This window comes from Pseudomonas putida NBRC 14164 (genome assembly GCF_000412675.1).
Classification (GTDB): Bacteria; Pseudomonadota; Gammaproteobacteria; order Pseudomonadales; family Pseudomonadaceae; genus Aquipseudomonas; species Aquipseudomonas putida.
Window position 1 is genome coordinate 1,047,123 of record NC_021505.1, and the last position, 13,302, is coordinate 1,060,424.

Annotated in this window: 12 protein-coding genes and 1 pseudogene; 5 read left to right on the forward strand and 8 right to left on the reverse strand. The window is 61.7% G+C overall.

The genetic code is table 11. The annotated features are described in order from the left end of the window. Window positions 1-9 precede the first annotated feature (9 nt). The 3 genes from PP4_RS04635 to sbcB all read left to right on the forward strand — a co-directional run bounded on the left by PP4_RS04635 (window position 10) and on the right by sbcB (window position 2,355). Entirely contained in the window at window positions 10-396 is a 387-nt protein-coding gene (locus tag PP4_RS04635; RefSeq protein WP_016498106.1) for a tetratricopeptide repeat protein, read from the forward strand. 123 nt (window positions 397-519) lie between these two features. Then, window positions 520-879 carry a PilZ domain-containing protein gene (locus PP4_RS04640; RefSeq protein ID WP_016498107.1) on the forward strand — a complete coding sequence of 120 codons (360 nt, stop codon included), beginning with the start codon at window positions 520-522 and terminating at the stop codon, window positions 877-879. 42 nt (window positions 880-921) lie between these two features. Next, on the forward strand, window positions 922-2,355 hold the full coding sequence (sbcB, locus tag PP4_RS04645) for an exodeoxyribonuclease I (protein WP_041167573.1): 1,434 nt from the start codon (window positions 922-924) through the stop codon (window positions 2,353-2,355). Between the two features lie 73 nt (window positions 2,356-2,428). Here sbcB and mvaT read toward each other — a convergent pair whose 3' ends face one another. Continuing rightward, complete coding sequence (gene mvaT / locus PP4_RS04650; protein ID WP_016498109.1) at window positions 2,429-2,806, reverse strand: histone-like nucleoid-structuring protein MvaT; 378 nt, start codon at window positions 2,804-2,806, stop codon at window positions 2,429-2,431. Between the two features lie 285 nt (window positions 2,807-3,091). Here mvaT and purU point away from each other — a divergent pair, with 285 nt between their 5' ends. Beyond that, entirely contained in the window at window positions 3,092-3,943 is an 852-nt protein-coding gene (gene purU / locus PP4_RS04655) for a formyltetrahydrofolate deformylase (RefSeq protein ID WP_016498110.1), read from the forward strand. Window positions 3,944-4,231: 288 nt separating this feature from the next. Here purU and PP4_RS04660 read toward each other — a convergent pair whose 3' ends face one another. The 5 genes and pseudogenes from PP4_RS04660 to PP4_RS29800 form a co-directional block, all read right to left on the reverse strand. Continuing rightward, complete coding sequence (locus PP4_RS04660; RefSeq protein ID WP_016498112.1) at window positions 4,232-5,224, reverse strand: lysylphosphatidylglycerol synthase transmembrane domain-containing protein; 993 nt, start codon at window positions 5,222-5,224, stop codon at window positions 4,232-4,234. Continuing rightward, entirely contained in the window at window positions 5,221-5,985 is a 765-nt protein-coding gene (locus tag PP4_RS04665; protein ID WP_041167578.1) for a DUF2334 domain-containing protein, read from the reverse strand. The genes PP4_RS04660 and PP4_RS04665 overlap by 4 nt, the downstream gene beginning before the upstream one ends. Then, on the reverse strand, window positions 5,978-7,099 hold the full coding sequence (locus tag PP4_RS04670) for a glycosyltransferase family 4 protein (RefSeq protein ID WP_016498114.1): 1,122 nt from the start codon (window positions 7,097-7,099) through the stop codon (window positions 5,978-5,980). The genes PP4_RS04665 and PP4_RS04670 overlap by 8 nt, the downstream gene beginning before the upstream one ends. Before the next feature lie 238 nt (window positions 7,100-7,337). After that, window positions 7,338-8,102: a methyl-accepting chemotaxis protein gene (locus PP4_RS29795; protein WP_370453622.1), complete on the reverse strand. Its 765-nt coding sequence runs from the start codon at window positions 8,100-8,102 to the stop codon at window positions 7,338-7,340. A gap of 93 nt (window positions 8,103-8,195) precedes the next feature. Continuing rightward, window positions 8,196-9,212: pseudogene (locus tag PP4_RS29800) on the reverse strand (cache domain-containing protein); the annotation flags it as partial. 170 nt (window positions 9,213-9,382) lie between these two features. Here PP4_RS29800 and PP4_RS04680 point away from each other — a divergent pair. Next, a complete protein-coding gene (locus tag PP4_RS04680) occupies window positions 9,383-10,858 on the forward strand; it encodes a helicase HerA-like domain-containing protein (RefSeq protein WP_041167579.1) in 1,476 nt (491 codons plus the stop codon). Between the two features lie 152 nt (window positions 10,859-11,010). Here PP4_RS04680 and PP4_RS04685 read toward each other — a convergent pair whose 3' ends face one another. Both PP4_RS04685 and PP4_RS04690 read right to left on the reverse strand, forming a co-directional pair. Further along, a complete protein-coding gene (locus PP4_RS04685; protein ID WP_016498117.1) occupies window positions 11,011-12,483 on the reverse strand; it encodes an inorganic phosphate transporter in 1,473 nt (490 codons plus the stop codon). 311 nt (window positions 12,484-12,794) lie between these two features. Next, window positions 12,795-12,995, reverse strand: coding sequence for a hypothetical protein (locus PP4_RS04690; RefSeq protein ID WP_016488886.1), 201 nt, complete (start codon window positions 12,993-12,995; stop codon window positions 12,795-12,797). Window positions 12,996-13,302 lie beyond the last annotated feature (307 nt).

Consider the following 13,302-nt stretch of genomic DNA (forward strand, 5'->3'; position numbering starts at 1 on the left):
GAGATCCCCATGCGAGCCCTGATCGTTTTAGCCCTGGCGGCCAGCGCCGTCGGCTGCACCCGCTGGTCCATGGACCACCACCTGAACAATGCCTACCGCGCCTACGATCGTGGCGACTGCGCACGGGTCATGCTGGAGCTGTCGCAGGTCGACCGCACCAGCCGTTCGCGGCCGTTCATCCATCCGGAGGTGTCGCTGCTGCGTGGCCAGTGCCTGGAGCGCCAGGCGCTTTACGTGGATGCCGCGCAGACTTACCAGTACCTGATCCAGAAGTACCCGGGCAACGAGTACGCCTATCGTGCCCGGGCGCGCCTGCAGACTCTTGAAAAACTTGGCCATGCCCGTAGCGGTGAAGCGGCTGTAGCCAACCCGGTGACGACCACACCTTGGCGATAACACCAAGGTGTGGTTTATTTCACGAGATTTGCGGCGCGCCCTGCGCTAATCTGTAACTCAGCTGTTACAACAACCGCCAGTACCTTGTATTCCTGGCATCAGGTACGGAATACACTCGCGATCATGTTCAACAAGCGCCACATCGAACGCCATCAACTGCCTTGTGTCCTCAAGGTATTCAACCGTTTTACCGGTCAAGAAATCGGCCAGCTGGGTAATGCCTCCGAGGATGGCCTGATGGTAATCAGCCAGCTGCCTGTGCTGGTAGGGCCCGATTACGAACTGCAATTGCGCTTGCCGCTGGTCGGCGGCGGGCATCAGTTCGTCAACCTGACCGCCAGTTGCCTGTGGTGCCGCGAAGACCAGACGCCCGGGCACTACGATTCGGGCTTCATGCTGTTGCAGGCCCCCCGCGAATTCGACGAGTTCGTGCGCTCACTGCGTGATTATTTCAGTTTTCTTCCTGCCAACGCTTCTGTCTGAGGCTGCGCTAGAATCGGGTCGACCTTGATACAGGACGACCCCGTGACCTCAAGCATTTTCTGGCACGACTACGAAACCACCGGCATCAACCCGCGTTGCGACCGGCCACTGCAGGTGGCCGGCGTGCGCACCGATTTCGACCTTAACGAAATCGACGAGCCGATCAGCCTTTATTGCCGGCCTTCCGACGACATCCTGCCGCACCCGGCGGCTTGCCTGGTGACAGGCATCACCCCGCAGTTGCTGGCCGAGCAAGGCCTGTGCGAGGCCGAGTTCATGACCCGGGTGCATGCGCAACTGGCGCAGCCGGGTACCTGTGGCGCTGGCTACAACACCCTGCGCTTCGACGATGAAGTGACCCGCTACAGTTTGTACCGTAATTTTTTCGACCCGTATGCCCGGGAGTGGCAGGGCGGCAACAGCCGCTGGGACCTGATCGACATCGTGCGGACCGCCTACGCCTTGCGCCCCGACGGTATTCAATGGCCACAACAGGATGGGCGCACCAGCCTGCGCCTTGAACTGTTGAGCAAGGCCAATGGCATTGACCATGGGCATGCGCACGAGGCGCTTTCCGACGTGCGGGCAACCATTGCCCTGGCCCGTCTGATTCGGCAAAAACAGCCCAAGTTGTATGACTGGCTCTTCCAGTTGCGCAGCAAGCATAAAGTGATGGAGCAGATCCGTTTGTTGCAGCCACTGGTGCATATATCCGGGCGCTTTTCAGCGGCGCGTAATTACCTGGGTGTCGTATTGCCATTAGCCTGGCACCCGCGTAATCGCAATGCGCTGATCGTCTGCGACTTGCATCAGGAATCCCTACCGTTACTAAGGGAAAGTGCTGAGGTTCTACGCCAGCGCTTGTATACCCGTCACGATGCGCTGGCCGAGGGTGAATTACCGGTGCCGCTCAAATTGGTGCAGATCAATCGCTGCCCGGTACTGGCGCCATTGTCGGTATTGCGTCCGGCCGATCAACAACGATTGGGCCTGGACTTGACGTTGTTACAATTGCGCGGCGAACAGTTGGCTAATCAACAGGCGCAATGGCAAGACAAGCTGGAGCACATCTACGGCAAGGAAGACTTCGCCCCGAGTGAAGACCCGGAACAGCAGTTGTATGACGGTTTTGTGGGGGACCGAGACCGCCGCTTATGTGAGCAAGTGCGTGCGCTGGAACCCGCACAATTGGGCCGTGGCCAGTGGATGTTCGATGACCCGCGTTTACCGGAATTGCTGTTCCGCTATCGGGCGCGCAACTTCCCTGAGACCTTGACCAGCGAAGAACGCCAGCGCTGGTATGGCTTCTGTCAGCAACGCCTGAGTGACCCGCAGTGGGGAGCACCCAATACGCTGGGCGACTTCGAGCAGGCGCGTCAGCAAGCCTGGGAAGGCGCTGACGAGGCTGGCCGGCGTGTACTGGAGGCTTGGCAAATGCATGCCCGGCAATTGCAGACACAATTTGCAATTGACTGACCGCGGCGCAAACAAAAACGCCGGCAATGTGCCGGCGTTTTTGTTGCGTTAAGCAAAAGGCAAGTGCGGACAATCAGTCCAGCAGGGTTGCCCAGCTCTCAACCACATCACCACCCCAAGTGGCTTTCCACTCTTTCAGGGTCTTGTGGTTGCCGCCTTTGGTTTCGATCACTTCACCGTTGTGCGGGTTTTTGTATTGCTTGACCTTGCGCGCACGTTTGGTGGCAGTAGGCTTGACCGCGCCGCGAGGTGCCTTGCTCAGTTTCGACTCTGGGTCGAGCAGGGCAATCACGTCGCGCAGCGACTTGGAGTACTCGCCCATCAGTGTGCGCAGTTTGCCTTCGAACTCCAGTTCTTTCTTCAGCTTGTCATCCTGCGACAGGTTGGCCAGGCGGGCCTGAAGTTCCTTGATGGCTTCTTCGGTGGCGCGGTACTCGTTGATCAGGGACATGGAGTGTTCCTTTAATGCGTGTTCAGAAATGTGTGGGGCAATAATAGACAGGCCATACTCGCAAGTAAACATGATATTCCGCGATTAACTGTTAATTAAGCTGTGACAACATTTCGCTACGTGAACAAAAATTTACTTACAAACCCGGCATTTCGTCATCTCTGTCAGGCATTGCCTGCGCTGCGTATGAGGGACGGCATACGCCGTCGCCGCTGCGATCAATACTGCGTTTTTTCTGGCGGGCCGCTAGAATAGGCGCCTTTGCGAAGTTCTGGAGTCTCATTCATGCGCACCTATCGTCTGGTGATCGCCTGCCCCGACCGTGTAGGCATCGTGGCGAAAGTCAGTAATTTCCTGGCCTTGTACAATGGCTGGATCAACGAAGCCAGCCACCACTCTGATGAGCAGAGCGGTTGGTTCTTCATGCGCCATGAAATCCGTGCCGAATCGCTGCCGTTCGGTATCGAAGCCTTCCGCGAGGCGTTTGCGCCAATCGCCGAAGAGTTCTCCATGACCTGGCGCGTTACCGACTCGGCGCAGAAAAAGCGTGTGGTACTGATGGCCAGCCGTGAGTCGCACTGCCTGGCCGACCTGCTGCACCGCTGGCACACCGATGAACTGGATTGCGAGATCCCTTGCGTGATTTCCAACCACGACGACCTGCGCAGCATGGTCGAGTGGCATGGCATTCCGTTCTTCCATGTACCGGTCGACCCCAAGGACAAGGCCCCGGCTTTTGCCGAAGTGTCACGCCTGGTCCAGGAGCACGCCGCCGATGTGGTGGTGCTGGCCCGTTACATGCAAATCCTGCCGCCGCAACTGTGCCGGGACTTTGCTGAAAAGGTGATCAACATCCACCACAGCTTCCTGCCGTCGTTCGTCGGCGCCAAGCCTTACCACCAGGCCTCCCTGCGTGGGGTGAAACTGATCGGCGCGACCTGCCACTACGTCACCGAAGAGCTCGACGCCGGCCCGATCATCGAGCAGGACGTGGTGCGTGTCAGCCATGCCGACAGCATCGAGGACATGGTCCGCTTTGGCCGTGATGTGGAGAAGATGGTGCTGGCCCGTGGCCTGCGTTATCACCTGGAAGACCGGGTGCTGGTGCATGGCAACAAAACTGTCGTTTTCGATTGATGATGCAGGGGCTGCTTTGCAGCCCATCGCCGGCAAGCCAGCTCCCACAGGAATTGCACATGGCTTGAAGTCCATGCGATCAAGGGTGGGAGCTGGCTTGCCGGCGAAAGGGGCGCAAAGCGCCCCCTGCACTCTTGAAAGGAACACCGATGGCCAAACAACGCAACACCCCTAGCGCCTCACCGCCTCCCACTCTCGGCGAAGGTTGCCTGGCCCGCTACGACCCCGAAGCCCTGGATGACACCGACGGCACCGACTTCCCCGGCGCTGCCGAACTCTGGCAACAGCTCAACCCGCCTGACGCCGCCAGCGCTCCAGCAACGGACGCGCCAGCAGGCACACGAACACCGGGCCGCCCGCCAGCAGATAAAAGTAGTAAGTAACCGCCCGCCATATCAGGATCGCCGCGGCTGCGGTCGAACTGCCCACCCATGGCGTCAGCAGGCTGGCCGAAGTCAGCTCGGCGGCACCCGCGCCCCCTGGCAGCAGGCTGAACTGGCCGGCACTGAGCGACAGCATCTGCACAAGAAAGCTGGGGATCCATGCCAGGTCCACCCCCAACCCCCTCAATACCAGATACAACACGCTGTAGCGCAGGCCCCAGTGTAGGCAGGTCAGGGTAAACACCAGACTTAACGTGCGCTTGGGCAACTGCCAAGTCTGCGCCAGCGCGTGCATGAAGTGCAACAGCTTGCGGGCCCAGCGGCGTTTGCGCTGCTGGCTCATGCCCAGGCGCCGCAGCAGCCTGCCGTTCAAGCGCATGACCTGGCGGCGGTAGCGCAGCAGCCCGGCCACCCCGGCCAGTGCTGTGCACAGTAGCAGCGCACTGCCGAGCAACATGCTTTCCTGGCTGCGGCCCAGGCTGTGGAACAGTGCGTAACCGGCTATCGCCAGCATTGCGCAGAAGAAAAACACCAGGTCGTTCAACTGGTCCATGGCGAATACCGCGCCGCTGCGTGCCGGGCTGATGCGGTCACGCGCCAGCAGGGCCATGAGGGTCAACGGCCCGCCGCTTCCGCCGGGGGTGGTGCAGATGGCAAATTCGGTGGCCATGACCACGCCCAGGCTGCGCAGTGGCCCAAGCCTGGCACCTTGCTGGCCGAGCAACAGGCGCAAGCGAATGGCGTTGATCGCCCAGCACAGCAGGATCATGCCCAGCAGAGTGAGCATCAGCACAGGGTCGAAGCGTTGCAGCCTCGGCAGCAGCTCGCTGCCACCGAGCAGGATCGGCACCAGCAATGCCGCGAGCAGTGCCAGGCCCAGCCAGGCCAGGCGGTTCATGCGCTGGCCTGGCGGTCCAGCCAGGCCGATTTGGTCAGTGGCTCGCGGCCTTGAGCCAGTAGGCTGCGCAAGGTGTTCAGCCAGTATTCACGGGAGGTGCGGTGGCGCATGTCCACCGGGTGCAAGCCCAGGCGCAGGATCTCGGCATCGCGCCAACGGCGGCATTGCCAGTCGCACAGCACCCTTGAAAGCCCTCGGCGCCAGGCGCTGCGGGCACTCCACACCAGCCCCGGGGCTTCAATCGCGGTGAAGTCCGGTAAGCGGTACAGGTGCTGTGGCGTGCTGGTGTAACGAAGCGGCAGGCGGCGCAAGGCCTGGCGGGTGCCCTCGCTCATCAGCCAGGCTGGCGCGACAAAACCGGCCACAGGCCAGCCCTGCTGGTGGAACATTGCCAGGCCGCGCTCCAGCCGTTGCAGGGCCTGCTGCTGGTCGAGGCCGTAGAACTCACCTTCGTGGGTATAGATACGGCGCATGAAGTAGTCGCCGGGCGTGCGGGGCGGCGGGCCGTTGTCGGCATGGTAATAGCCGTGCAAGGCCAGTTCGTCGCCCTGAGCCAGGCGCCGGTCAAGCAAGCGGCAGAAGGTGGGAGAACGCAGCAGCAGGTTGTGCTGGTGGAAGTCCGGCACCACAAGCCAGGTCATCGGGACGCCGCCGAGGCTGTCGACGGCTTCGACGAAGGGTTGGTAGTCCGGCCAGGTCTCGGGCGCAACATCATGCAGCACCAGCATCAGGCTGCGTGACGCCGGCCGTGCCTCAACCATGGGCGCGCACCTGCGGCGGGTGGCCGAGCACGGCCTGATAGTGTTGCAGCAGGCCGCAGACCACGTTGTCCCATGAATAGTGCTGCTCCACGTGGCGGCGAGCCTGCGCCCCGAGTGGGCGTACGCCGGCCTCGAACGCTTCGCGCACGGCCGCTGCCATGGCCTGGCCATCGTTGGGCCGGCACAGGCGCCCGCACTGTTCGTTGACGATTTCGCCGAAGGCGCCGGCGCGCACGGCCACCACGGGGGTGGCGCTGGCCATCGCTTCGAGGATGACCAGGCCGAAGGTTTCCTGGTCTCCGGCGTGCACCAGCAGGTCGGCGCTGGCCAGCAGCCGGGCAACTTCCGGGGCCGGGCAGAAGTGGTCGATCACGCTGACGTTGCGCGGCACGTTGGCCGGCATGTTCGAACCCACCAGTAGCAGGTGGTAGGGGGCGCCCAGCTGCTTCATGCAGTCGAGCAGCACCGGCAGGTTCTTTTCCCGCGAGCCGCGGCCGGCATAGATCAGCAAACGGCTGGTGTCGGCAATGCCCAGTTCTGCGCGCAGGTGCGGGTCGCGCTGGCTGGGGTTGAAGGTGGCCAGGTCCACGCCCAGGCGCTGCACATGCACATCGCGAACGCCCAGGCGGCGCAATTTGTCGGCCATTACCTGGCTGGGCGCGAGAACCCGGTCGAAATTGCCGTAGAGCTTGCTGACATAAGCCTCGACATTGGGCGTGAACCAGTTGCCCATACGGTTGCTGACCAGCAACGGCAGGTCGGAATGGTAAAAGCCTATCACTGGCACATCCAGTTGACGCCGTGCCTCCAGCGCTGCCCAGGCGGTCAGGTAGGGGTCGCCGACTTCGATCAGGTCGGGCTTGAGCCGTCGCAGTTCACTGCACCAGGGGGCCAGGCGTACCGGGAAGCGGTAACCCTTGCCGAATGGCAGAGGCGGGGCGGGCACTTGATAGATGCCATCGGCGTGCTGTGCACTGGCACCGGGGATCAGCAGGCTGTGGCGTACGCCGTGCATGGCGTCAAGGCGGCGGTGTTTGGCATCAAGATAGGTACGTACGCCGCCGCTGGCCGGGGCGTAGAACATGGTGATGTCGGCGATGTGCACGATCAGCATCCCTCCGGGATCATCTTCGGTCTGTCATTCGGCGGTAACTGCCGGCGATGACGCGCCTAAAGGTGGACCTTTCAGAAGGATAGTTTGTTCGATCGGTTTGAGGAGAGGGGGGAGTTCGGAATCCTTGTAGCAGCAGCCTTGTGCTGCGAAGAGGCCGGTGAAGGCAACATGGCAGTATTGCCTTTACTGGCCTCTTCGCAGCACAAGGCTGCTCCTGCAGAGGAGGGTGTAGCTCGGGTCAGATGCGGAAGCTGCCCACCAGCTGCTTCAGGCGGCCGGCCTGCTGCTCAAGGTCCGAGCAGGCGCGCAGGGTGGCTTGCAGGTTCTCCACGCCTTCCTGGTTGAGCATGTTGATCTCGTTGATGTCCATGTTGATCGCCTCGACCACGGCGGTCTGCTCTTCGGTGGCGGTGGCCACCGACTGGTTCATGCCGTCGATCTCGCTGATGCGCACGGTAACGCTGTCCAGCCGCTCACCGGCCTGGTTGGCGATCTGCACGCTGTCCTGGCTGTGGCGCTGGCTCTGGTCCATGGTCTCGACCGACGCGCGGGCGCCAACCTGAAGCTCTTCGATCATGGTCTGCACTTGCTGCGCCGATTCCTGGGTGCGGTGCGCCAGGTTGCGCACTTCATCGGCCACCACCGCAAAACCACGGCCGGCTTCACCGGCACGTGCCGCTTCGATGGCGGCGTTCAGCGCCAGCAGGTTGGTTTGCTGGGAAATGCTGGTGATCACTTCGAGGATCTGGCCAATGTTGACGGTCTTGTTGTTCAGCGTCTCGATGTGGCCGCTGGAACTGACGATCAGGTCGGACAGGCGGTTCATCGCCGCAATGTTGCGCTCGACCACCTGTTGCCCCTCTTCGGCCAGCAGGCGAGCCGAACTGGCATGTTGCGACGCTTGGGCGGCGTTGCCGGCGATTTCCTGTGCGGCGGCGCCCAGCTCGTTGATGGCGGCGGCCACGCTGTTGGTCCGGTTGGACTGCTCGTCAGAGTTGGTCATCGACGAGTTCGAGGCGCTGATGACACGCAGGGCCACTTCGTTGACTTGTTCGGTGGCCGAGGACACCTCGCTGATCGAGCTGTGAATGCGCTCGACGAAACGGTTGAAGGCGGTGCCCAGGATGCCGAACTCGTCGTGGTTGTGAATGCGCAGGCGTTTGGTCAGGTCGCCTTCACCCTCGGCGATGTCTTCCATGGCGCGGGTCATGGTGTGCAGCGGCTGCATCAGCACGTTGATCAGCAGGCCGAGCAGGCCAATGATGATCACCACCGCCACCACCGTGGCGATCACCGCCGAGGTGCGGAAGGTGCTGAGCATCGAGAAGGCCTTGTCCTTGTCCACCGACAGGCCGATGTACCAGTTGGCCGAAGGCAGGCCGGTGATCGGGGTGAAGGTCAGCAGGCGGGCCTGGCCATCGCTTTGCACTTCGGTCAGCTCACCGGTCAGTTTTGGCGTGTGCTGCGGGAACAGGTCCGACAGCGACTTCATCACCAGGTCTTTGTCAGGGTGCACCAGGACCTTGCCCTGGTCGTTGACCAGGAAGGCGTAGCCCATACCGCCGAAGTTCAGCGAGTTGATGATCTGCACCAGGCCGTCCAGGGCCAGGTCGCCACCGACCACGCCGACACTGCTGGAAACCTTGCTGAGGATGCCAATGACCATCTTGTTGGTGGTCATGTCGATGTACGGTTCGGTCAGTGTCGCGCCGGCGGCACTCATGCCGTCCTTGTACCAGGGGCGCGTGCGTGGGTCGTAGCCATCGGGCATTTTTGCGTCCGGGCGCACGCTGAAGCCGCCGTCCACCTTGCCCAGGTAAACGGTGAGGAAGCTGGAAATGAGCGCGTTCTGGCCCATCAGGGTTTCGGCGTTGGTGGGGGCCTGGGCAATGTTCTGTGCCAGGTTTTCCACCAGCTTGATTCGGCCGTCGAACAGGTTGCGGATGTTGGTCGAAGTGGAGGCGCCCATTTCAGCCAGATAGTTTTCCAGGTCCTCGCGGATCGCATTACGCTGGAGGTAATCGTTGTAGAGCGTGAAAAGGCTGAAGGCGAGTATCACGATCAATGATGCTGCCAAAAGAATCTTGTGGCTGAAACGAAGGCTTTTGTTCATGGCGTAATCGGTTCCGCTAAGGTGTTATATCAGGCGTTCGCACGGGTGGAGCCGCAAAGCAGTGCAACATCCCGAAAAGTCCCTTTTCGGTTGTTCCTCTCTAATTAAGGCGAATATCACCCAAAGGTATCGGCCGAATTAAGGTAAAGCTTGAGCAGAGGATTACAGAGATGTCGGAAACATCGACCATAGTTGTAGGTGCTGGCCCGGATGGCCAGCCAGTCGGGCAAGCGATGCGGCTGGCCAACCGCCATGGCCTGGTGGCGGGCGCGACGGGCACCGGCAAGACCGTGACCTTGCAGCACTTGGCGGAAGTGTTCAGCGACGCAGGGGTGGCCGTATTCGCGGCCGATGTCAAAGGTGACTTGTGTGGCCTGGGTGCCGCTGGCACACCACAGGGCAAGGTGGCCGAGCGAATCGCCGGTATGCCTTGGCTCGGGCACACGCCCCAGGCCTACCCGGTAAGCCTGTGGGACATCGCCGGGCAGTCCGGCCACCCGCTGCGCACTACCCTCAGTGAAATGGGGCCGTTGCTGCTGGGCAACCTCCTGGAGCTGACCGACAGCCAGCAGGCGGCGCTGTATGCGGCCTTCAAGGTGGCCGACCGAGAAGGCCTGTTACTGCTGGACCTCAAGGACCTCAAGGCGCTGCTGGCGCACCTGAAGGACAACCCGCAATTGCTGGGTGAAGACAGTGCACTCATGACCACGGCCTCGACCCAAGCCTTGTTGCGGCGGCTGGCGACCCTGGAGCAGCAGGGCGCCGAGGCGCTGTTTGGCGAGCCGGCATTGCAGCTTGAAGACCTGCTGCGGCCGGGCTCGGATGGCCGTGGGCGCATTCACCTGCTCGACGCCAGCCGGCTGGTGCATGAGGCGCCCAAGGTGTACGCCACCTTCCTGCTGTGGCTGCTGGCCGAGCTGTTCGAGCAATTGCCCGAGCGTGGAGATGCCGACAAGCCGGTGCTGGCCTTGTTCTTCGATGAAGCGCACTTGCTGTTCAACGGTACGCCCAAGGCGCTGCAGGATCGCCTGGAGCAGGTGGTGCGGCTGATCCGCTCCAAGGGCGTGGGGGTGTACTTCGTCACCCAGTCACCGGGTGACTTGCCGGATGCGGTGCTGGCCCAGTTGGGGTTGCGCATTCAGCATGGCCTGCGAGCCTTTACCGCCAAGGAGCAGAAGTCGCTGAGGGCAGTGGCCGATGGCTTTCGCCCGAACCCCGCGTTCGAAACCCTGGCGGTGCTGACCGAGCTGGGGATTGGCGAGGCGCTGGTGGGGACACTGGAAGAGAAGGGTACGCCTGCCATGGTGCAGCGGGTGCTGATTGCACCGCCGCAGTCGCGTATCGGGCCGCTGAGTGCGGCCGAGCGCAGTGCGCTGATTGCCGCTTCGCCGCTGGCGGGGCGCTATGACAAGCCGGTGGACCGTGAGTCGGCCTATGAAATGCTGACCCAGCGCAAGGGCGAGGCGGTGGAGCCAGCCCCGCAGCCGCAGGCGGATGGGGAGAGCTTTGCCGACAAGGCCGGTGACTTCCTGCAGAGTGCGGCGGGGCAGGCTATCAAGTCGGCTGTGCGTCAAGCCGCCAACCAGTTGGGGCGACAACTGGTGCGCGGGTTGATGGGGTCGTTGCTGGGGGGCAAGAAAAGGTAGTTTGCCTGTACCGGCCCTATCGCCGGCAAGCCAGCTCCCACAGGGGTCTCGCTGCCCGTGTGGGAGCGGGTTTACCCGCGAAGAGGCCGGTGCAGATAAGCACAAATGAAAAAGGCGCCCCGAAGGCGCCTTTATACCGAGAGCGGTGTCACTCAGCCAATGGCTTTGGATGCCAGCCAGAACAGGCCGGCGGCCAGGCCCATCGAGGCGGGCAGGGTCAGGACCCAGGCCAGCAGAATGGTCTTCACCGTGCCGCCTTGCAGGCCGCTCTTGTTGGCGACCATGGTGCCGGCCACGCCTGACGACAGCACGTGGGTGGTCGATACCGGCAGGGCGAACACGTTTGCCATACCGATGGCGCAGGCCGCGGTGATCTGTGCCGACATGCCCTGGGCATAGGTCATGCCCTGCTTGCCGATCTTCTCGCCAACGGTAAGTACCACACGCTTCCAGCCAACCATGGTGCCCAGGCCCAAGGCCAGGGCGACGGCCACGATCACCCAGAACGGTGCGTATTCGGTGGTGGCGGTCAGGTCTTTACGCAGTTTTTCCAGGTCGGCCTTTTCACGGGCGTCGAGGCCTGGCAGCTTGCCAACCTTCTTCGCGGTGTCATCCAGGCACAGCAGATAGCGACGCACTTCAACGCGCTTGTCGGTATCCAGGCTGTGGTAGTCGGTCACGCCCTGAAGCGAGGACTGCAGCGCGGCGATGGTCGGCTCGGTCTGCTGCGGGTTGCAGCTGAACTGCTCCGGCAGGTCGTTGGACTTGGCCTTGCCCAGTGCCAGGAACTCGCCAAGGGTGGCGGCGTTGCGCTGGTAGAACTGGCTCATGTGCAGGGTAGCGTCGCGGGTACGCTCGATCTGATAGGTGGTGCTGTTCAGGTCGAGGACGAACTTGGCCGGGACGATACCGATCAGCACCAGCATGATCAGGCCGATGCCTTTCTGACCGTCGTTGGAGCCGTGCACGAAGCTCACGCCCATGGCCGAAACCACCAGTACCATGCGGTTCCAGAATGGCGGGTGCTTCTTGTCGTCGAGCTTGCGGCGCTGGTCGGGGGTCTTGTGCATCTTCGACAGCGGGCGCCACCACTTCAGGCCGATCAGCACCAGGGCTGCGACGGCGAAGCCGGCCATTGGCGAAACCACCAGCGACATCGCGATGTCGATCGCCTTCTGCCAGTTCACGCCATCGGCCAGCGGGATGTCGTTGATCAGGGCGTTGGCCAGGCCGACACCGAGAATGGAGCCGATCAGTGTGTGCGAACTGGAGGCGGGGATACCAAAGTACCAGGTGCCCAGGTTCCAGGTGATGGCCGCAGCCAGCAACGAGAAGACCATGGCCAGGCCGTGTCCGGTGTTCACATTGATCAGCAGCTCTACCGGCAGCAGGTGCACGATGGCATAGGCCACCCCGACACCGCCGAGCAGAACGCCAAGGAAGTTGAACACGCCGGAGAAGAACACGGCGAGGTGCGGCGGCATGGCTTTGGTGTAGATGACGGTAGCTACCGCGTTGGCGGTGTCATGAAAGCCATTGATGAACTCGAAGGCGAGTACGAAGGTCAAGGCGAGCAGCAGGCTCACCAACACCCAGGCATCCAGTCCGCTGAATAAATCGATCATGAAGGTTGTCTGGCGGGTATAGGGGGGCGGGATTATGCCAGAAAACCTTGGCAATCGATGCACCTGCTACAGACCGATGGCAATCTTCATGGGGTGAGCGCACGGTGCACGTAGGGGCGCTTAGGCAGGGAAATATCGGCTAAAAAGCGCAAAGCGTGGCTAAATCAGGCAGAAAAGCGAAGAAATGGCCGATTCGCCATCATTCAAACGGGCGTATGAAATTTGTGTAATTCCATTTCATCATCGGTCAGATGGTAAAGATCGACCGCGCCCGGGCTGGCCGGGCGACGACGCGCTGGCGTGGTCCCGGGTCAGGGATTGTCGCTGCGCAGCTCCTTTTCAATGCGTTCCAGTTCCTGGTTGAACGCCTGGTCGCGCACGCTGGCACGTTTGCGCCAAGGTTTGCGTTCCGGATCCGGTTGTGCAGCGTAAGTGGTGACTTCACCACCGTAAACATCCTTGTAACGTTCAGCCTGGCGCTCGAGTTCTGCGCGCAGTTCATCTTTCGTCACATGCAGTACCTGAATTAAGTGTGATGACTGTTGTTATGCATTGTGCAGCATGCACATGCCTCGCTGGCCGCAACGGCTAGATACAGCGGAAGGTTCCATTACTACGCTAGCGTCGGGGCCTGCGCAATCGATTATAGCAACCGATAATTCGCCGAACATCGTTATTTACCAGCCCTGACAGCATCTGACGCAAGTAGTGGCAGGTGTCGGCAAACAGTTTGGACGTTTCGTACAAGTTTGAAAGGCATGGCGGATAAAAGTTCGATGCAACGCCGGGGCGAGGCCCGAATGAAAAACGGCCTCGCCA